At 47.8% G+C, this 19,330-nt stretch carries 20 protein-coding genes, 5 tRNA genes and 1 pseudogene; 9 read left to right on the top strand and 17 right to left on the bottom strand.

Annotated elements, in window-relative coordinates:
• Nucleotides 1–12: 12 nt before the first annotated feature.
• Nucleotides 13–867 carry a bifunctional methylenetetrahydrofolate dehydrogenase/methenyltetrahydrofolate cyclohydrolase FolD gene (gene folD / locus NOC_RS12025; RefSeq protein WP_002810507.1) on the bottom strand — a complete coding sequence of 285 codons (855 nt, stop codon included), beginning with the start codon at nt 865–867 and terminating at the stop codon, nt 13–15.
• A 165-nt stretch (nt 868–1,032) separates the two neighbouring features.
• On the opposite strand from folD, the gene NOC_RS12020 reads away from it, so the two are divergent.
• Both NOC_RS12020 and NOC_RS12015 read left to right on the top strand, forming a co-directional pair.
• Nucleotides 1,033–1,109 (top strand) — tRNA-Pro (locus tag NOC_RS12020).
• Nucleotides 1,110–1,167: 58 nt separating this feature from the next.
• Nucleotides 1,168–1,244, top strand: a tRNA-Arg gene (locus NOC_RS12015).
• A 542-nt stretch (nt 1,245–1,786) separates the two neighbouring features.
• On the opposite strand, the gene NOC_RS12010 is transcribed toward NOC_RS12015, so the two are convergent.
• Both NOC_RS12010 and NOC_RS12005 read right to left on the bottom strand, forming a co-directional pair.
• Nucleotides 1,787–2,590 (bottom strand): GIY-YIG nuclease family protein, encoded by an 804-nt coding sequence (locus NOC_RS12010; RefSeq protein ID WP_002809235.1) that lies wholly within the window; start codon nt 2,588–2,590, stop codon nt 1,787–1,789.
• Nucleotides 2,591–2,605: 15 nt separating this feature from the next.
• On the bottom strand, nt 2,606–2,941 hold the full coding sequence (locus tag NOC_RS12005) for a hypothetical protein (RefSeq protein WP_011330905.1): 336 nt from the start codon (nt 2,939–2,941) through the stop codon (nt 2,606–2,608).
• An 886-nt stretch (nt 2,942–3,827) separates the two neighbouring features.
• Here NOC_RS12005 and NOC_RS12000 point away from each other — a divergent pair.
• Together NOC_RS12000 and NOC_RS11995 are read left to right on the top strand one after the other, a co-directional pair.
• A tRNA-His gene (locus NOC_RS12000) sits at nt 3,828–3,903 on the top strand.
• Between the two features lie 81 nt (nt 3,904–3,984).
• Nucleotides 3,985–4,060 (top strand) — tRNA-Lys (locus tag NOC_RS11995).
• A gap of 427 nt (nt 4,061–4,487) precedes the next feature.
• Here NOC_RS11995 and NOC_RS11990 read toward each other — a convergent pair.
• The 7 genes from NOC_RS11990 to NOC_RS11965 all read right to left on the bottom strand — a co-directional run bounded on the left by NOC_RS11990 (nt 4,488) and on the right by NOC_RS11965 (nt 10,364).
• On the bottom strand, nt 4,488–4,775 hold the full coding sequence (locus NOC_RS11990) for a hypothetical protein (RefSeq protein WP_002809212.1): 288 nt from the start codon (nt 4,773–4,775) through the stop codon (nt 4,488–4,490).
• Between the two features lies 1 nt (nt 4,776).
• Nucleotides 4,777–4,908 carry a hypothetical protein gene (locus tag NOC_RS18420; protein WP_002809096.1) on the bottom strand — a complete coding sequence of 44 codons (132 nt, stop codon included), beginning with the start codon at nt 4,906–4,908 and terminating at the stop codon, nt 4,777–4,779.
• A 135-nt stretch (nt 4,909–5,043) separates the two neighbouring features.
• Entirely contained in the window at nt 5,044–7,020 is a 1,977-nt protein-coding gene (locus NOC_RS11985; protein WP_002809082.1) for a DUF927 domain-containing protein, read from the bottom strand.
• Nucleotides 7,017–8,123: a primase-helicase zinc-binding domain-containing protein gene (locus NOC_RS11980; protein WP_002810713.1), complete on the bottom strand. Its 1,107-nt coding sequence runs from the start codon at nt 8,121–8,123 to the stop codon at nt 7,017–7,019. Before NOC_RS11980 ends, NOC_RS11985 begins: the two co-directional genes overlap by 4 nt.
• A gap of 572 nt (nt 8,124–8,695) precedes the next feature.
• On the bottom strand, nt 8,696–8,905 hold the full coding sequence (locus tag NOC_RS11975) for a type II toxin-antitoxin system HicB family antitoxin (RefSeq protein ID WP_002810487.1): 210 nt from the start codon (nt 8,903–8,905) through the stop codon (nt 8,696–8,698).
• Entirely contained in the window at nt 8,902–9,147 is a 246-nt protein-coding gene (locus NOC_RS11970; protein ID WP_002811265.1) for a type II toxin-antitoxin system HicA family toxin, read from the bottom strand. Before NOC_RS11970 ends, NOC_RS11975 begins: the two co-directional genes overlap by 4 nt.
• A complete protein-coding gene (locus tag NOC_RS11965; protein ID WP_002810512.1) occupies nt 9,144–10,364 on the bottom strand; it encodes a tyrosine-type recombinase/integrase in 1,221 nt (406 codons plus the stop codon). Before NOC_RS11965 ends, NOC_RS11970 begins: the two co-directional genes overlap by 4 nt.
• Nucleotides 10,365–10,496: 132 nt before the next feature.
• On the opposite strand from NOC_RS11965, the gene NOC_RS11960 reads away from it, so the two are divergent.
• Nucleotides 10,497–10,568: transfer RNA gene (locus NOC_RS11960), tRNA-Ser, on the top strand.
• 155 nt (nt 10,569–10,723) lie between these two features.
• Nucleotides 10,724–11,260 carry a hypothetical protein gene (locus NOC_RS11955; RefSeq protein WP_011330904.1) on the top strand — a complete coding sequence of 179 codons (537 nt, stop codon included), beginning with the start codon at nt 10,724–10,726 and terminating at the stop codon, nt 11,258–11,260.
• On the opposite strand, the gene NOC_RS17530 is transcribed toward NOC_RS11955, so the two are convergent.
• Entirely contained in the window at nt 11,231–11,806 is a 576-nt protein-coding gene (locus NOC_RS17530) for a hypothetical protein (RefSeq protein ID WP_002810553.1), read from the bottom strand. The two genes, NOC_RS11955 and NOC_RS17530, sit on opposite strands and share 30 nt — an antisense overlap.
• A gap of 205 nt (nt 11,807–12,011) precedes the next feature.
• Between NOC_RS17530 and NOC_RS16955 the strand changes: the two genes are divergently transcribed.
• Entirely contained in the window at nt 12,012–12,209 is a 198-nt protein-coding gene (locus tag NOC_RS16955) for a hypothetical protein (RefSeq protein WP_081430977.1), read from the top strand.
• A 237-nt stretch (nt 12,210–12,446) separates the two neighbouring features.
• Here NOC_RS16955 and NOC_RS11940 read toward each other — a convergent pair whose 3' ends face one another.
• The gene (locus tag NOC_RS11940) at nt 12,447–13,148 is read right to left on the bottom strand and encodes a type 1 glutamine amidotransferase (protein WP_002809245.1); all 702 of its coding nucleotides are present in this window, start codon (nt 13,146–13,148) and stop codon (nt 12,447–12,449) included.
• Nucleotides 13,149–13,429: 281 nt separating this feature from the next.
• Between NOC_RS11940 and NOC_RS18240 the strand changes: the two are divergent.
• A pseudogene (locus tag NOC_RS18240) lies at nt 13,430–14,428 on the top strand (BCCT family transporter).
• Between the two features lie 60 nt (nt 14,429–14,488).
• On the opposite strand, the gene sugE reads toward NOC_RS18240, so the two are convergent.
• The 3 genes from sugE to NOC_RS11920 form a co-directional block, all read right to left on the bottom strand.
• Nucleotides 14,489–14,809 (bottom strand): quaternary ammonium compound efflux SMR transporter SugE, encoded by a 321-nt coding sequence (sugE, locus tag NOC_RS11930; protein WP_002808810.1) that lies wholly within the window; start codon nt 14,807–14,809, stop codon nt 14,489–14,491.
• A gap of 25 nt (nt 14,810–14,834) precedes the next feature.
• The gene (locus NOC_RS11925; RefSeq protein ID WP_002808940.1) at nt 14,835–15,578 is read right to left on the bottom strand and encodes a TerC family protein; all 744 of its coding nucleotides are present in this window, start codon (nt 15,576–15,578) and stop codon (nt 14,835–14,837) included.
• 709 nt (nt 15,579–16,287) lie between these two features.
• On the bottom strand, nt 16,288–16,593 hold the full coding sequence (locus NOC_RS11920) for a hypothetical protein (RefSeq protein ID WP_002811292.1): 306 nt from the start codon (nt 16,591–16,593) through the stop codon (nt 16,288–16,290).
• Nucleotides 16,594–16,725: 132 nt separating this feature from the next.
• On the opposite strand from NOC_RS11920, the gene NOC_RS11915 reads away from it, so the two are divergent.
• On the top strand, nt 16,726–17,424 hold the full coding sequence (locus tag NOC_RS11915; RefSeq protein ID WP_002809961.1) for a class I SAM-dependent methyltransferase: 699 nt from the start codon (nt 16,726–16,728) through the stop codon (nt 17,422–17,424).
• Between the two features lie 12 nt (nt 17,425–17,436).
• On the opposite strand, the gene NOC_RS11910 is transcribed toward NOC_RS11915, so the two are convergent.
• On the bottom strand, nt 17,437–18,477 hold the full coding sequence (locus NOC_RS11910) for a polyprenyl synthetase family protein (protein WP_002810745.1): 1,041 nt from the start codon (nt 18,475–18,477) through the stop codon (nt 17,437–17,439).
• On the bottom strand, nt 18,464–19,192 hold the full coding sequence (locus NOC_RS11905; protein ID WP_002809387.1) for a hypothetical protein: 729 nt from the start codon (nt 19,190–19,192) through the stop codon (nt 18,464–18,466). Before NOC_RS11905 ends, NOC_RS11910 begins: the two co-directional genes overlap by 14 nt.
• Nucleotides 19,193–19,330 lie beyond the last annotated feature (138 nt).

The raw sequence follows: 19,330 nt of genomic DNA, 5'->3' as shown, positions 1-19,330 counted from the left end.
CCAGCAAAACCCTCACTCGTGTAGTTTTTCTGTAGCGTAAAGGGTGTTTTGTAACAAGGTCGCAATGGTCATGGGGCCTACCCCGCCAGGCACAGGCGTGATCCACAAGGCCCGCTGCCGGGCCGATTCGAATTCTACGTCACCGGTTAAGGTACCGTCCGGTTGCCGGGTAAAACCCACGTCAATAACCGTTGCGCCAGGCTTGATCCATTTTCCTTGGATTAAGTGGGGTTTACCCACGGCAGCAACTACGATATCGGCTTCTGAAATAGGCTTGTGTAAGTCACGGGTCCAACGGTGGCAAATAGTTACCGTGCAACCAGCCAGCAACAGCTCTAGCATCATAGGCCGTCCTACGATATTAGAGGCCCCAACTACAACCGCTTCCAAGCCTCTCAGGTCTTGCCCCGTGGTGCGCAAAAGGGTGATCACGCCATGAGGTGTGCAGGGTCTAAGCAGGGGAAGGCGCAAAGTTAGTCGCCCAATATTATAGGGATGGAAGCCGTCCACGTCTTTATCGGGGCGAATTTGCTCGATCACTTGCTCAGCATCAATATGTCCTCCAAGAGGCAATTGGACCAAAATCCCGTCTACGGTTGAATCTGCGTTTAACTGGTCGATGAGCGCGAGTAGGTTAGCCTGGGTGGTATCTGCCGGCAGATCATAAGCTAAGGATTTGAAACCCACTTCTTCGCAGGCGCGGCGCTTGTTACGAACGTAGACTTGGGAGGCGGGATCACTGCCAAGCAGTATGACTGCTAATCCTGGCGGGCGGAGTCCGGCTGTTATTCTTTCTTGAACTCGTTTTTTGATGTTTCGCCGAATATTGGCGGCAATGGCTTTCCCGTCAAGGATGTTAGCGCTCATGAATGATCCTTAATTGTTAATAGTTCAGTAATGGGGAGCATAATTTGTTATTATAATTGCATGAGAGGAAAGACTGCTAAAAAAGCGGGGCCAGAATCAGATAGTCGGCAAGAGAAGAGAAAATACATTGACGCATTCGCCGGCTCACCTTAATATTTCATGTTTCGGGGTATAGCGCAGCCTGGTAGCGCATCTGCTTTGGGAGCAGAGGGTCGGGGGTTCAAATCCCTCTACCCCGACCAGTTTACTTGTAGCGGCGGCATATTAGTTAGCCCATGAGTTGTGGGGATGCCGTTCCATGCGCCCGTAGCTCATTCGGATAGAGCATCGGCCTTCTAAGCCGAGGGTAGTAGGTTCGAATCCTACCGGGCGCGCCATATTAATATACGATATCATTTATAATGAGTATAGCTATTATCTATGGCACAATTTTGCTACAACAAAAGGATAAATAGTAGCTACAATTAGAAAAAGAAGGGATCGCCGGTAAGAAAAGCCAGAGTAAAAGGACATACGTTAGTTAATAAATCATTGAAGGGTAGGAAGAATGCTCTAGTTTGAATAAACAATTAGAGAGCGAGATTGAAAGAGAAATTCTTTACTTGGTGAAATACTTGATAGATATACTAAAGAAGTACCTTCTAGAACTAACCAAAATGGTTAGGTAAATACAGCCTGACTGGATTAACTCCTAAAGCCTCATCCAATTTAGAGATTACTGTCTAAAGACTGAAGCCGATCAAACTGCTAATTATTCTTATCAGTCGAGCAATCAATCATGCCCTTATAGGCTGGAATATTAATCATCCCCCACAGGAATCCGGTGCAAACAAATAAGTTTACCTAAAAACTGTGGTAGGTATAGGCGATTAGCACTAGAAATAAAGTAGATCGTGTTCTAAAATTATTATTAACGGCCTTAGCCAAAATAACCCTGGCTTCCGGCTACTAAAGCTATTTTCGCTAACACAAACAGTACCCACTGAAGCCAGCTAGGCTTTGATTCCCGATATTTTATTTTAGATTCTGAATCAGGTGTTTGGCTTTTTGGAGTGTTATATTTAGGTGGAGAATTAGTTTCTACCTGATCCCCGTTAGGACTGGGTTCTTGCTCTTTCAGAATACTATAGTTCGATCCAGACATAGAAATAATTTCTCTGAAAGATAGTATCCAACTGCCTCCTTGTTTTTCGATATTACGATTCTTCTTTAGGACTGCTGATACAGCCTTGCCATCATAAACTTTATAACAAATCAATATGTTTAAATTTCTATCCCCAAAAGGATTGTTAACTGTAAGTCCGTATTTCAATTTACCAAAATTATTATAAAGATAGAAATAGCCAGGAATTCGTTGTGGTACTGAAACCTTCCGGGGAGGATTTTGTTTATACTTCTCGTTTTCTTGATTTGGAGTACTTAAGTGATCTATCTCTTCACAAACCTGATTTACAATACTTACGGCTTCATTTATAGATAATTTGAAAAACTCCCTAGAGTTATGAGGTCTATAGGTTTTCAAACGGGTATGTATAAGTCTTTCAGCTTCCTTGCAATTTAAAACTTTTCTCTTGAAAGAAACTTTAAATGGGGTAGGAACGCCAGTGGCTCTTTTATATATTTCTTCGGCTCTTATTTCGGGAGAGCGAGAAGTTCTGCCAATTTTAAGTAAATTTTTCTCATAAGAGGGATTGGTTAATATATAGATGTATCCTCTACTCATTAAACTAACGTCCACCTAAAAGCAAATGCTACTTTTGGATATTTTCCATTTTCTGCCCTTTTGATCTTCTCCAGGCTGACCAACCCCAGTTAAAATTGGGAAATCTAGCTCAATAATACTAGCCTGCCCTTTATCCCAGAATATAACGACATACGTTGAAATCGGTTTGTAGTTAAAGGTTACTGTGGCTTTATTAAGTTCTACCCCCTTAATGATCGTTGCCTCAACTCTATATCCTGAAGACCAACCGTAGTCTTTTCTATATTTAGCGCAAACTATTTGTTTTTCGGCTGCGATAGTTACATTAACTATAAAGAGGAAGAGTGCTAAAGCCGCTATCAATCGAAACATTGTAAGATTTTTTAATGGTATTATTTTTTGACAAGGAGGAGTTTTTCTATCCTAAATTTTTATACGTACTTTGATACTTTATCGGTAGCTTTTTTTCGCTCTTTAGAAGTTGGAATTAAAATATCCTTTTGGTATTTTGGAAATTGACCGGACAGGAAGTGCCCCCCTTCTCAATTTAATCTTTATGTACACCTTGATAACATGGCCTAATCTAGGGGCGGTTAGTGAGTTGAGATTAGAGGAGAATAGATGTGGAATATTATGAGCTTTTCCCTGAACAAGACTTCCATGTTTGGGCGTTGAGCGCAGCCTAACGAGCCAGAGCCGAAACTACCGTCTCACCACTTAAAGAGCAGAGGGTAGCCATAAGATGGTGTTGGGGGACAGCCCGAACCTGTATCCACGGCTTCCGGAAATGGGAGAAGGAGCCTAGTTGCCTTTGAATAGATGGGGTAGACCTGGCAGCAGGTGCTGGAGGCGAAGTATTTCCTGGGCTAAAGGTCAGAAGTTTCGCGAGTTTTGGTTAGAGGAAACAGCCGCAGCGGCGGTTGATGAACTGGCATGTGATCCTGCTCGGTTGCGTAAGTACGACGAAAGACTATATTTAGCCTTTTATTTTTGCCATAATTAAAAGCGAGTTGGGCGAATTGAAATTAGCAATCGTCGTGCAAATTTGCTTTTGTTATAGCACTAAGAAGGTTTGGTAATTTAATATAAGCTATTGATTATTATTGGTTGTAAGGGGGTAGTGGGTGCATTTCTTCTGGTTGAAACGAAGCATTTCTAAGCACCAGGACAGCAGGTTCGAATCCTACCAGGCGGACCATGTATACGGTTAAAGACTGCATTTTATCGCGTAACTGAGGTATAATTATTGGTTTTTATGGTGGGCGTAGCTCAGTTGGTAGAGCGCAGGATTGTGACTCCTGTGGTCGTGGGTTCAAATCCCATCGCTCACCCCAAATTTAGCAATTGTTTCCTACACCTTTAATCTAATAGGGGCAAGAAACAACATTACGAGTAAAATTTATAGCAGGCTTTTTGGGCCATTAGCTCAATTGGTAGAGCAGCTGACTCTTAATCAGTTGGTTCAAGGTTCGAGTCCTTGATGGCCCACCATTTAAAAACAGCGACTTACCGAAAGATAGCCGCTTAGGGAAATTGCCCGGGTAAGTGCTATGTAAGTGTTAGAAGAAAATTGAGCCCCTAAAAGAAAGAGCATTCCAACCAGGGGGAAGGGGGCTCGCTTCGTGGAGGCGCTGCAAACGGTTTGCCCCCCCTCAAAGAAGAGGGAAACGCGCTCCCCTTTGTAAAGGTGTGGCCTTTTATATCGCTTGATTAACCCTACAAAGTATAAGGTTATTCGAAACTCAATTCTCTCAGGGAGCAGAAGGGCTGCCTCATGGTGAGACAGCCCCCTATTGATGGGGGATTACCAGCCCGGCAAGGTATAAGTATACCGGCCTTCCTTCTTGCTAAACCCGGTCGCTAAGAGAATGTCCTCCATGGTTTGAGCATCCATCCCCTCGGGCAGGTCGTCCAGGTTTTAGTAAATCACTCCTTCAGGGCGGTCGGTAAAGGTAACGCTCTCGGCTAGGTTTTCAGGCAGCTTGTAACCCATCTTAATCAACACAATGGCCAAGGCTTCCTTGTCCTCAAAAGGGCTTTTGTCGCTGTAGAGGGCGAGCGGGGTATAGGAGACATAGCCGAGCTTGAGCGCATGTTGGGCCTCTTCTGTCACCACCCCCGAGCGAAACCCTGTAAACTCTCCGTTCTCCCAATTGAGCGTACCGCCTATATCATCTTCTCGAACCGGCACCAGTTTAATTTCCATATCAATCAATGCACCGCTTTGATATCCCCATCCGCAGGTGGGAATCCCCCAAGGTTTCGTTGAGGGCTAGATAATCGTCCATGTGCTTGCGGAAGGTGGGGTTTTGAAAATCATTGTGGATAACTTTTTTCATGGTAAGCAAAGTCCTTTTTCAAAAAATAAATTCAAAGTTGCGTTTTTCTAGTGGTGAGTGTGGTGAGGAAGCGCCGAAACCCTTGGGAGAGTAAGGCGGTTAACATTTCTCACCACACTCACCAGTCCAAAAACGTTAATCTAAATTCGATTCTGGCTTGATAGCGTAAAGCCTGCCCTTGAAGTCTCTAAAGTCATAGCTAAGGTTTAACCTTCCTTTGCCTTTTTTGGTTACCCATCCCGCCCTATCTAGCGCCTGGGCAACGCGTTTAAGTTCAAACCCTCCCCCGGCCTCTTTCAGACCGCTAGAGTGAAACAGGTAAACCCTTTCATTATCGTCATTCATCTCAAACCATCCGGCCCTATCCCTGATAGTCACAAAATCCTTATCAGGTTGCGTGCCTCTGAATTGAAAGCGGCTATCTCCATGCCTGTCGATAAAGTCCTTAACATTCTTAAGAATCTGCTTATCCTCGGTCCCGTCCCCGGTCTGGTTATCCCGCCATAGCTCAAACAGGATTTTGCCCGCCTCCATGGCCGCGCCAGGCTTCCAGGGTAATAGGCCGTATTCAATGCCCAGTTCCCCGGCCAGGATGAACAGGGCCATGGTATCGGCTGCCCGCCCTTCTATGGTCGTGTTAACAAGTGGCTTGAGTTCGTCGGTAATGTCCTTAAGTCGGCTTGGTAGGTTTGGCGACCTTCTCTTTAGTAGGTTTTCAATGAATGCGTAACCTACTAGACTGTAGTCATGGTGGCGCGCTTGCTTGAGGGCATCCGCCAGCTCCCGCCCACTAGCGAAACCATGGAGGCAGTCAAACGCGCCGTAACTAAACCCGGTGGAAGGGATGTTTAGAAGGCGAACATTCTGCCCGGAATTGGCATCGATTTTGACGGACTCCAGCATGGAGGAAAGGGTTTTCTCTCCTGTGGATAGCGCCACAATCCGCCAGCGTCTTATTCCCTTAGCTTCCCCTATGCGGTTAGCCCGGCTCTTGCCTCTGCCGTTGGCTATCATGTAGGCAATTTTACCCAGCTCATAGGGGTTGCCCTCGCTTATCTCATCAATAATTAAACAGGTGTCATTTCTGGCCGCCGCTATGCCCTCTAATCCATTGGCTGTACTGTTCCAGGATTGCATAAACTCATGATTGCCCCAGACGCTAGCGGCTACCTGTAACGCGGTAGATTTCCCCTTGGAACTGTCGCCTAAGAAGTGAATGCCTGCGCCCTCGCTTTTATCCGTTTTTAACAGCAGTGGCCCGGCCAGCGCCGCCGATACGGCCATGGTTAGCACGGGGTTACCCTCGCATAGCTGGCCGATGTTTCGCCGCCATCCCTCCAGGGTGCCTTTTTTCGGATAGTCGGCCTCGGCCAGCATTTCAGCCTGAAAAATGGCTTCCTTGCCTCTTAGGCTGCTAATACACTCCCTTGGGAATACAAAGGTTTCCCCGTCATCGGTCCAGCCTACACGGGATGTTGAAGTGACGCGGCGCTTGGGGAATTGCTTCATGAAATATCTATTCAACAGACCTCCCTTTCCTGGAGCTATGCGCGCACCCCTATCTAATAGCGCCTTGCGCACATCCTCGCCGCTACCGCTTAACATCCGTCTAGGCATGGACCAGGTTTTCCATTTTTTATCATCGTCCAGGAACTCCAGTAGAAACCCGTAATTTTCGCCCTGTTCGTTGCGCGTAATCGCTCTTACATGAATGGGGGTTGCTACCCACTCTCTAACAAGGACCGTTCCCTCTTTGGTCTCTTTCACGTCATACCGCCAAACGCCGGGGCATGTCTCACGTCCGTTAACTAGGCAAAAATCATCATGCACCGCGAAACAAGGCGGCCTAATATCAACCTGCTTTTTCTTGTCGGCCTTAGCTTTCGGGGTGGTCTCGGCTGCCTGGGTCTTAGGGTTTGATTCTCCATTCAGGGAAGGGGCAGGGGTCCCTTTGTCGTTCACCGCATCCGCTTTAACCTTCGGGGCACGCTTGGCGCTTGATGGTATCTTGGCCTTGGTGGCCTTCCCGGAAGCGGCCCCTGGGGCTTCTGTTTCGCCCTCTGGGAATAGGAATAGGTTATGCAGGTTTCCCTTCTCATTATTAGCCTTCATGCCGCACCTCCCGCCAGGCTGGCCGCCTCGGTAACCCTCTCCCCCCTGATTGGAATCCATCCGGGAACAAAGCCCCGTGGCAATAATTCGCGTATGCGGTCCCGGACAGCCTCAGCCCCACACAAACGCTGCAAGTCATTAAAATCGGTGGGTCTGCCCGCCACTGTTTCAGCCCCCGGCTCAAACTCCGGCCATACTATCGCCCCGTCCACAGCCTCGGCGGCCTCCATGGCTGCCGTAATGCCTGGATTACCGTCCGTCCAGGCATCGTTATCCGCCGCTATCACCAGGGGCAAATCAGGACACGCGGCCCGGATGTTTTCCGCCACAGGTAGCAAGTTGTTGGCGTCGAACGCCACCACCACAGGAAACCCGGTAGCCTCATGCACGCTTAGCCCGGTGGCTAGCCCCTCAACGATGAACAAGGCGCGATCATCTTGGCCCTTGATGGGGAAAAAATGCCCCTTCTTATCGCTGCCCTTAGTGGCGGTTTTCTTCCCATTCGGGGAAATATTTTGAATGCCCCATAATTGGTTTTCTGTGCAGCGCATAGGGACGACCAGCCGCCTGTAATTTCGGCTCAGACGGATACCGGGGCAAAGCTGAACTCGTTTAATTTTCAGGTACGTATGGTCGGGGCTGGCTGGCCGCGTCATTTGCCACTGCTGGAGAATGTTGGAGGGCGGGCGCTTCGGCTTTGCGGGTTCCTGGTGACGTGGTGCCGGGGTTTGAGGGTTACCGCTAGGTGCGATTTTGTCGGCGTCGAACTTGCCAAACTCGAAAGGCTGGCAGGTCTCTTCCTCCAGGTTCAGCAATTCGGCAACGTTTTGTATCGCTTCCTGAAACCTCCAGCCGTGGTAGTTTTGGAGTAACTGCAACCCATCGCCGCCGCGGCAGTGATTACAGTAATACTCTCCGTTGCCGTGCTTGTCGGTGAACCGGAAACGGTCTTTCCCGCCGCAGGTGGGGCAGGGTGCGTGTCTGCCGTGGTTCGGTAGGGGGACGCCAAGGGGTGAAAGGATAGTCCTCCATTGGCCGCGTGCGGCGTCCTTGACGGTGGATTTATTGAGGTGCAAAAGTGCGGAAGAAGTGTTATAATTCATGTTATCTATTCCTTTGGGAGAGGGAAAAGATTAATAGGGAAGCCCCGGTAAACTCGGGGCTTTTCTGCGTTTAGGGGGTTATAGTGATGTGGACTGACACCGCCGCGCCTTCACCCACTCAATGAGTTCGTTTTTGTCGTACCTAACGGCGCGGCCTATCCGGTAGAAGGGGGGCGTCACCACGCCAGCGGGAAATTTGCATATAAGAAACCGACCGGCAGAGTATCGCGGCCGCTTCTCTCTCGCCTACTAGTTGAAGGGGTGAATTACAGGAAGGGGTTTCTTTGCTAATATTAGAAGTAGCCATTTAGAGCGCCTCACAATTGTTCTATGGTTAGGCCCTAGTGAGTGCGCCAACACTCCTAGGGCTGCTTCATGTCAAACAGGCCCACTTAACGCCTGTCATATACCCTTATCGGTGAATTTCAAAACCCGTTGACGGGTAATTAAAAATAATTAACCTATCTATACTCAACATAGGGTGTTTTGCTGCAAAACGCAGGGGGCAATTAAAAACCGCTAAGCCCTTATGCCCGTGTATCGGTAAAAAGCCAAAACCGTTAAATAAAGTCCTAAGCCACGTACCTTGCTTTGGCGGCAGGCTTCGGTATGGACTCCCCCGACTGCTGGCAAGCCTCTAGCCATGCGGTCATAGCGTCCTGAATTTCCCGTGTAGCTTCCTCCGGCGTTGCTCCCCATGCGCTACAGCCTGGCAGGTCGGGTACAAGCGCAATATAGCCGCTGTCCTCATCGCTCCAGAAAACCTCAATTAGATACTTCATCGGTTGCCTCCGTACTTGCGTATCATCGCTATCAATTGCCGCGCCTGATAAGGTGGAATAGTCCCTTGGCGGTTTTGGAAGTTAAGCTGCACGGGTTCCCCCTTTCGTTTGAATGCCCTGTGAGAGCCTTTCCCGCCATGATGAATAAAGCCTAAGTGCTTAGCGGCCTGGCAGGCATCTTCAAACCGGACTGCTTTGGGATTGGTGCAAATAGCCTCTAGCAACTTCTCGCGCCTGGTCATCCGTACTGCCTAAGCTCCACCACTTCGCCCCCTTCCCATAAGCCGCCTGCCCTTAACATAAAGTCGGTAATCTTCTGCATGGGGGCGCGTAGCCTTTCCGTATCCACCACGATATAGCCCGCCGTCACATCATTAGCCGCCTTATGGTTAAGGAGTGCTTTAACGGCGTAGCCTGGCACATCCAGGGAGTCCGCCACAGTGGCGAAGGTGCGCCTTAAGTCATGGATAGAAAACGATATACCCGCATAGCTCCTTACCTCAGCAAGCGGGCCTCTCAGGTTGGAAAGCCGTCCCCTGGAGGTGCTGAACACATACTCGCTATAGGTATCCTCTAGCCGTGCCGCTAGCATCTCCGTCAGGTAGTCGGATAGGGGCAGGGTGTGGGCCTGGTGGTTCTTGGTGTCCTGGACTGTAAGGGTGTTAGCGACTAAGTCCACGTTCTGCCAGCGTAAATTAAGCGCCTCGGTGCGTCGAAGGCCCGTTAGCAATACCAACATAAAGTAGTCACGGGCTGCCCCATTCTCTAGCCTCTGTACGGCCTGCATCCAGGGCTTTAACTCGTGGGACTTTATCACCGTGCGCCTGCGCTCTACCCGGAACCAGGTTCTAGCCTCGGACAAGCGGTTGACGGGGTTATCCGCAATCACAGGGCGGCCTTCGTTATCGGTATAGTCCGCCATGGCGAAGTTGAAGACAGCCCTTAAATACCGCATAGCTAAGTTAGCGTGGGACTTGCTAGCGGTGCCTAGCTGCTTATGCCTGGCGGCGACTTTATCCCTGGTAATGCTTGTCAGGGGGCGCTTCATCCAGTCACTAAAGCACTTTCCCATGGTGTGCCGCGTTCCCTGAATGGTGCGCGCTTTCAGTGGCCTTGAGGTTAGATAGTGCTCAAGCGCCTCGCCGAGCGTCACGGCCCGTAGTTTTGCTTGCGCCTTCTCAGCTAATGGGTTGCGTCCTACGGCAATTTCCCCTAACAGCCGCGCGGCCTCCTTGCGGGCCTGCATGAGTGTTAAATGGCCGTACTTGCCTAGCGTGATTCGTTTCTCCCGGCCTTGAATGCGCTTTTGAATAACAAATGACTTCACGCCTCCCGCCGATACCCGCACGCCAAAGCAGGGTAGCGCGCTGTCCCAATAGAAAGCTTGGCCCCTCGTAGGCGCGGGCAGGCGATCAACGACCGTCTTGGTAAGCTTGGTTCTCTGTGGTGCGGGTTTCATGGGCAACCTCTTTTTAACCCTGTAAGCGCCTCGTAAGTACGCTATATAAAACTAAATAAAAATAGCAGGGACTAATATAGACGATAACGCCATGATGGGAAAGGGGTATTAAAAAAAGTTAAAACTAGGTAAGGGTAGGTAAAAAGAAAGGTATTCTGACTCTTAATCAGTTGCTTCAAGGTTCGAGTCCTTGATGGCCCACCAGTAAAATCAAAGTCTTACACCAATTAGGCGTGAGCCTTTTTAGTTTGGGGCCACCCTGGGGCTACTTTCAGACGAAATATATCTACGCTTAGCCTTTTTACCAAAAGGCCGATACCCTACTTTATAGGATATAGATCAAAAGGGCGTTTAAAGAGTTGGTAGATAATAGAAGAATTAGAAATGGAATTGTTGTTCTAGTGGGCGTCTTCTTTCTCACTGCTTGTGCGGGTTCTAAGGTCTCGTTAACCCAGCCGTTAGCACACTCTCCCCAATCAATTTCAAGGATAGCGATTGCCCCTGGTTCTGGTGTCCTTGGTGAGGCTATTAGTGTAGAGCTTTTTAACCGGGGCCTCACAGTTATTGATTCAAATGAAGCAACTACGATCTTAGCTCGGGCTGGATTAAAAGAATTTGAGGTTACCTCCTCGCAAGGATTTGCAGCACTACAAGAAAAAGGTATTGATGCTGTTCCTGCGGCAAAAGCCGTGGATGCCAAAGATGGCACGCCAGAAAGTGCTAGCGTTCGCATTACTAACACCTCGGGCGGTCATATAATCGCTGCAATTACGTGGCAAAATGGTTGGGGAGGTCAGCGTGGTTCAGTTATGGATCGCGTTATGAGAAAAAACCTCTCCGAAACAGCAAATGAAATAGCTGGAGAACTAATAAAACGCTTGAATCATAACTATTAACCTCAGTACGGTACAAAAACAAAGCGTTTTCCTAAGAGTTTGCCATGTGATGGTCTTTTTATCGAAAAGGAAGTGAATACAGTAGCCTATCAAGCGTGCTTGTGAAGCGCCATTGAGCAAAGCCTGGCGCACCGTATCCAGGCCCAAACGGGCCCCACTACAAGCGCGGCGCTGATGTTTTTTGATCTCAATGGGTTGTTGCCGCTCTAACCAGAGCCCCACCTTATAGCACCAGCACAGCGCCAAGGTCATGACCGCGAGCAATCGAGCGACCCGGTTTGGATCGGTGATATTTGCGTGTCTTCGAGGGAAGCCCCGGAGCTTCATCACCGCAAGCAGACATTCCGTTTGCCAGCATTGGCGATAGTCCTCGAGCGCCTGCTCGGGGGCGTGGGTGGGGTGATAAGGATAACGTGTTTCCCACTGCGCGCGGTATTCCTTGCTATTTCCGGTGGTGGCGATGATGGTGCCTTCGGCGCCGGTTTTTTGAATAGCTGGACAATCGCCGGCAGTCATCCCCAGTTTAAAATAGACGGCAAATTCCAACCAGACTATGTCCTCGGACTGGTCGAGAATTTGGCCAAGGCCATGGGCCTCGACGTCACTGTGGAAAGCACAAAAGATCTGACCCTCCTCCCGCTCTCACCTAAAAATCTCGCAATAGCGCCGGAATATCATCCTGTCCCCGTCATTTGTTCTGATGAGCTGGGCACCTTGTGCCTGTACCGCTACTGGAACTTGGAGTTTCACCATGACTGATGTCGATTTTGTTCCTACAAAACCTCATCCGCCTGGAGAATTCGCGCTTCAATGGGTGCCTTGGGCTGGCCACGACTTAGCGCGCAAGGCCCCCGGTTGGGTATCACCCTCCACGCGCATCACTTCTCCTCCTCCCGAGGATAGGTCGCGCTTGTGGCAACGAGAAAATCATCGCGGGAATTCATGGTAAAACTAGCGCTCGATGCGCCGCTACGCTTCGCACGCTCGCTGGGGGGTGCGTTCACCATCTATAGAGGACTCCAAGGCGGGAACACGGGAACTTCTTTTCTACGAACTAACCTGGTCGCCCATCTCCGAACCCGAAAAGACGACCCTCATCTACGATTCCTCTGGCGAGTACGAGTACCCCCTCGCTCCATCTTACCCTTGTTATTTTATTCATAGATATATAGATATATTGCAGAACTTAAGAAGCAGTTTGCTGGAAAAGTCTGTCTAAAATACCTTTCATAGCACCATTAATTTTTCTGAAATCTTCCCTCTGGGATAGCATCTCTTCTGGTTTTTGGATATACCTGTCCTCTATAAGTTCATTTCCACAATGGGCGATGATTTGCTGTACATTCTCTAATCTGACTTCAAGGTGAAACTGTAAAGCTAGCACTTTCTTATTATAAATAAATCCCTGGTTATGACAGGCTTCGTTTCGGGCTAATCGGATAGCGCCCGATGGTAATTCAAAAGTATCCCCATGCCAGTGAAAAACTCTGAGCTCCCGGGGTAAGAAGCTAAGCAAGGATGAAGCATGGGCTTCCGCCGTGAATTGGACGGGAAACCAGCCAATCTCCTTATATGGATTTGGAAATATTTTTGCGCCTAGCACATCGGCAATTAATTGGGCTCCTAGACAAATTCCAATCACAACTTTATCTTCTTTAATGGCTTGTTCAATAAATTTTTTTTCCTGTGCTAGCCAGGGGTAGGTAGTTTCTTCGTAAACATTCATAGGGCCACCTATCACCACCAGCCAATCAATAGCTTTGATGTCGGGTAGAGGATCGCCACGATAAAATTGGGTAGCCGACAATGGATGGTGATGAGCTCTTGCCCATTTTTCAATATTGGCGGGCTTCTCGAAGGGTACGTGTTGAAAGTAATGAATTTGCATTGCTTTATTTATTTTTGAGTAAATAATAATACACTCTACATAAAATTATTCTTTTTTCTCCTTTAATGCCGAAAGAGTTGCTATATCGTGTAATGCCGAAAGAGTTGCTATATCGTGGGCGAGTATATGCTAGATACAGTATCTCTGGTCTTATCTTATGTTGTGTCCATAGCCGCTTGATTGTGTTGAGGCATATCAAAAACAAGCTGCTAGTATAGTATCGGGCAAAACGGTAGATGGAAAGCCGATTAATTTTGAGAAACTGATGTTCGCTTGCAGGAATATTTTGGCCTGGCGATCTGTCCCTATGGTCTCAAGGCGTATTGCATTTCACCACCCGGCATTTTGGCTGGTTATATTTGTTCGTCACTACTGGTTTTCTGGTATTTTGCGTGGGAGTAGCTATCAGTGATCATGGCAAGTTGAGGCTTGGGGCCGAAGGAGAAGAGCCGGAATTCTCTTTCCCTACCTGGCTAGACATGATTTTCTCCGCTGGCATGGGGGTAGGGTTGGTATTTTGGGGAGTGGCTGAACCCATGACGCACTACGTGGACCCACCCCTGCACCAGGCGCCAGCGCGGATGCCGGAAGCTGCCAGTTTAGGGCTGCGCTACTCCCTTTTTCACTGGGGTTTCCATCAGTAGGCTAATTTTGCTGTCGTGGCGCTAGCCATTGCCTATGTTCGCTTCCGTTGTTCCCGAGGCGCCCTGATTAGCGAGGCTTTCCGCGATAGTCTTGGCAGCCGGGTTGAGGGGCTTTTAGGCAAGGCTATTGATATACTGGCAGTAGTCTCTACCGTGTTTGGGGTAGCCACCACAGTGGGGATGGGAGTCATTCAGATCAACAGCGGCCTTATCACGGTTTCTGATCTAGCGTTTGGTGTCCCTCAACAATTGGCGATTCTTGCCGGTATAGCCGTGGTGTTCCTGTTGAGCGCTTTGACTCCCTTGGAAAAAGGGGTGCGTTACGTCAGTGATTTGAATATGCTGCTGGCGGCTGGGCTATTATTATTCGTTTTTTTCGCCGGTCCCACCGACTTCATTATCGCTGCTATGACGATTTCCATCATTGCTGCTTTTCCCTTTATGATATTGATGGTTTTTATGGTTGCGTCGCTGCTGCGCTCCTTACAGAACGAGCGGCGTAAAATCGAGCGTCAAAATCTGGCGTTACGCGTGGCTGTTGAGAAGTTGTTGGCGTCTGAAGCAGCTGGGAGAATCACTTCAGACGGCTGTAGGGATAAAGAAACAGATATAGAGAGTAAGCGGTCAGAAGAGTAATGAGCCAGTCAAGGAAGAAATGTATCGCCGAGTCAATTGTGTCTTAATATTGACTTAAATCTAATCAGATGAGGTAAGTTTCAATCCAATAATGCCGGCTACAATCAGGGCGATACATGCTAAGCGAGGCAGCGCAGCCGATTCCGAGAAAAGAATAATCCCCAAGACAGCCGTGCCAGCGACGCCGATTCCTGTCCACATAGCGTATCCCGTGCCTATAGGAATAACTTTTAATGCTTGGGAAAGAAAATAAAAGCTAGCGATCATCGCTATAACAGTAAAAACGCTTGGCCAAAATTTGGTGAAGCCCATAGTATATTTTAGCCCAATGGCCCAGACGATTTCTAGCAATCCAGCGACGACAAGATGAGTCCACGCCATCTACTTTTCCTTATATCGATCTGTCTTACAACCGTCTATAGAGTTTAATTGGAGATCTGGCTGCTTGTTGTTTTTTCCGGCGACGCAAGTTGAGCATTTCCACTGCTACGGAGAAGGCCATGGAGAAGTAAATATATCCTTTTGGAATATGCAGCTCAAAGCCTTCAGCAATCAAAGTGACCCCGATTAATACCAAAAAGCTTAAGGCAAGCATCTTTATAGTAGGATGGGTGTCCACAAATTCCCCAATGGATTTGGAGGCAACCATCATGATAAGAATCGCGATAACGATGGCAATGACCATGACGGGGATTTGGCTTACCATTCCAATAGCTGTGATCACTGAATCGAGGGAAAATACGATGTCTAAAACGGCAATCTGAGCAAGAATTACCCCGAAACTTACTGCTTGCGAGCTTTGAGTGTGCTCTTCCGTTCCTTCAAGGCTATTGTGAATTTCAATGGTGCTTTTTGCTAACAAGAAAAGTCCGCCGCCAATGAGAATAATCTCTCGCCCTGTTATTTCTTCTCCCAATATTGAAAAAAGAGGAGTTGTGAGGCCCATGACCCATGCAAGGGAGAGCAGTAGAGCAATACGCATGCCCATTGCCAATGATAGGCCAGCGATCCTTGCTTTGTCCCGTTGCTGAAGAGGTAATCGGGAAACAAGTATAGAAATAAAAATGATATTGTCTATACCGAGAACAACTTCAAGTGCGGTAAGCGTTGCCAATGCTATCCACGCTTGAGGATCGGCAATCCATTCCATAATACTTTTTACCTTTAGTGGTAGACTTTTCTTGAGTATCCTGTCATCGCGGGGCAGGGAGGGTCTGTTGGTTTTTAAATTATTGCGCCCTTATCATACCTCCTCTAAAATGGATTTTTGGTTATAGTTTTAGTTTAGTCCGAATATTTTTACAGCGACTGTTCGTTGGAGTGGGTGAGATGCTTGGTTTTATGGCTAGTGTTTTCAATTCGGAAGCCTAATCTAGGTTTTTACCTGCAGAGAAGACCAAGGTTGTTTGGCTTTAGGTTTTAAGTATTCTGAAGAGGTCTTATATAATCTATTGGAGGCACGAACTCAAGTCAGAAAGAGAGCAAGAAGAGCGCGCGTAGTGATGCAGGAGAAGAAAGTAAATCACGATATAGCGGAAATGAAAGTGCGGGTGGTTAAACTAAACTCATGCTAGATCGTGTCTAAGCGTTTAGCAAGCCCGCCATGCCTCCATTGGATATCAGACATCAGCTCACTACAATGCGCAGTATCAAAAGAAGCCCGCGTAATTTTGTGCCTGGAAAATCTTTACCCTATCATTTATCCTCCAGGTAGCTATTCGGCTATCACTAGCTGTTTTCTAGGAAAATCTCGAATTATTCTGGGGCACATCTTAAAATAAAAAGCGTATCTGCTATTCCTTTCGCATTGGTCAAGCGTTTATGCCGTGATGGCTGGCTTTTTAAGTCAGCACTAGGGCTTATTCCAAGTGTTTTTTAATCCGTTTATATCCGCTTTCGATTTCTTCAGCGATAGAACCTAAGGAAGCAAAAATATTTTTTGAACTTTCAATGGTCTCATCACGGATCGCATCCAGCGTGGGCTTTAATTTATCCCATTTTTTTTCTACTTCTTCCCATTCTTCTTGGGCCTCAAGCTTTGCTAGATGCACTTGCACACGTAATTCATCACGTTGTTGCTTGAGATTGTCCAGTAATTTTTCGAAGGTATCTTTATCGTGCTTCATAATATTTTGCTCTATACTCAATTTGCTAAATTTTGACATTTAAACCTTTTCCTATCAAGGAAAAGTAACCACAGTTGCATCTGTCTAAGTATAGTATATGGGTAGAGGTCTGGACCTAGGCCGGTAGAGTGTCAGGCGCAGCTACTAGAGATTATGGATTATCAGGAATAAATGATGAAACAGCTTGATCCAAGATTGATGCTAGTCCAGCGGTTTTTTGCTGGCACCGGTAAGAGCTATGATTTTATGGTTAATTTTGCGACCTTTGGTATCGATCGCCTTTGGAAGCGCAGGATGGTTAATCTTATGCCCCCCAACGCTAGCCGTATCTTGGACTTGGCTTGCGGGACGGGCATTTCTACGTTAGCGATTGCTAGTCGCTATCCAGGCTGCCAGGTCGTTGGCGTGGAGCTGCGGGAGGAGTATCTGAAGATTGCGCGCCAAAAAGTTCAGAGATTAGGGTTAAAAAACATTGAGTTAGTATTAAGCCGGGCGGAAGATTATCGCTCAGAAGAACCTTTTGATTGCATCAGCTCTTCCTACCTAGCTAAGTACGCCGAGCTAAGGAGCCTCACCCATAACAATAAAGCCATGCTGAAAGAGGGCGGTTTACTCTTAATGCATGATTTTACCTTCCCTCCTAAACCCTACCTCATCCGATTCTGGCGTCTTTATTTCAAGATACTACAAACTATTGGCAGTCGTTTTTTCCCCTCTTGGCGGGAAATTTATTATGGTTTGCCCCAGCTGATTGAAGAGAGTCCTTGGCTGACGGAACTGAAAGAATCCCTCCAACAAGAGGGGTTTCATCATATTCAGAGGGAGTATTTGACCCTCTATGGCTCGGCCATCGTTTCGGCCCGGAAATGAAAAAATAGCCCATTATGCTTGAGACAGGGCGCTGGAAGTAGTGGCGGAATAGTGCATCATGGCGGTGATTTTGGCGGGTGCCTTGCTGAGTATTTGAGTGTACGGATTGTTAGGAAAAAATTCGATGTAAGATTCCGCTTGCTTCAAACGTAGATTGATTTCCTGCTCCATATAGTAGATGAACTTGTGCCCAATACGCTGGCTCCAGTCCTGTAGCGCCTTTTGCGAGCTAAAAGTATGACGGGGAAGGGTAAGCCCTGTTTTATGGCAAAAATAGTGAAGTGCTGGGAGTAGCGAAGAAAGTGTTTTTAAGTTCTTCTGAGGTTGTGTCCACCAGGCGATAAAGTCTTCAAGATCGTCGGCAATTTGGTAGGCTTCTCCAGTCCGGGCACCAAAGGCGTAGGCTAGGGTTGGGATTTCCCTGAGGGCACCAGCCGCAATAGCGCCTAGCTGGCAGGCAGCACCGAAAAGAGCGCCTGTTTTAAGGTAGATAATGTGATCGTAAAGATTTTTTTCGAGTAGTTTATGCAGTCTTCTTTCCCTAGTTTTCGTTTGCCAAAAAAGTTCTTGGTAAGCGCCATTAGCCACGGTAGCAATGGCGCGTGCAACCGTAGCGCCGTCATCCTTGCTTAATTCCGCCATGCTCTGGATTGCGGTTGCGAACATGATATCTCCTAGCAGTACTGCCCTTCGTGGTCCTTCTACGGTCCAGGTTGCGGGGCGCTTGCGGCGAATGACATCCTCATCGAGGTAGTCGTCATGGATGAGTGAGGCTGCTTGAATACATTCGATGGCGACGGCTCTTGGTAAGGCATCTTCAAGTTTGCCCTCTTGGGTTTGGTTCATAAGGAAAACCAGGCAGCCCCGAATACGTTTACCATTCTTGATGATTTGTTGGATAGTCTCGATTTGCTGCGAGCCGAGTGCAGAAAAAAGCACGGGTATTTGGCAGTTTAGCTCTTGGTCAAGCCGGGTACGAGTCTCTTTCCAGTAGCTGAAAAAATCTATGCCTTCTGCTTTTTCTCCCATGGCGCTCACTTTAGACCCATCCACGCCAGATGGCCATGCCGGCAGCCAGTAAAATGACTCCTAGGCTGATGCTCTTTAATATGTTTTCCAGCGTGTGTATTTGAGATAAATCTTTCTCTTCCCTGTCCATGGTAGGAACTCGTTTGAGTGCCTTATAGGGGCGCGATGCTTTAATTTCCACCAGGCTTAAACAACCCATGGCAGCGCTAATTACCAGGGCAGCTAAGGATATTTGGTTAGTTTGTAGAATATAACCCGCAAGGACTGGTAAACCGCCCCAAGACAAAGCAAACCAGCCATCGGTATGAAACCGGCCCTTGAACCATTCTAAATTATAAGCCAGGACAAAAAAGCCTTCGGGGATAGCAATGAGCCAGAGTAAGGGGGTATGGAGAAGCATATAGTAAATGCCTATGCCATAGGCAGCGAGAAGGGAAAACACGGCGAGGAGACGGAGCTGGCGTACCGAAAAAACATGGCCCCAGGGTTTGATATGCTTGCTACCTAAGGCGTCGAGCGCATGGGCGCCAATCCCTAGGGCAAGAAAGTAAATGAGCAAGATAGCCATCACCCGTTCCCACTGTATTGCCGGGGCTAACATCGAGCCAATCACAGTATAGGCAAGCACCATACCGGTATAGGGAAGAAATAACAGCCCCATCAGAACCCGGAATTTCAATGGCCCAAAGGCAGGGACGAACCACTCATGGGTGCGGTCGCCGCTATTAGTTTGAGCCATTATTATTCTCCTTATCATAGGGGATTGAATGAAGTAAATCTTAAAATAATAAATATAGACGATGAATAAACGTGGAGCATAAGCACATTAAAGAAGTGACTAGCAAGGGTCGATACCTATGGGGTGTTTTAAGGCCCG

Source organism: Nitrosococcus oceani ATCC 19707, from assembly GCF_000012805.1.
GTDB classification, from domain to species: domain Bacteria; phylum Pseudomonadota; class Gammaproteobacteria; order Nitrosococcales; family Nitrosococcaceae; genus Nitrosococcus; species Nitrosococcus oceani.
The sequence above is the reverse complement of the archived record's forward strand: the minus strand, read 5'-3'. Positions and strand labels throughout refer to the sequence as shown.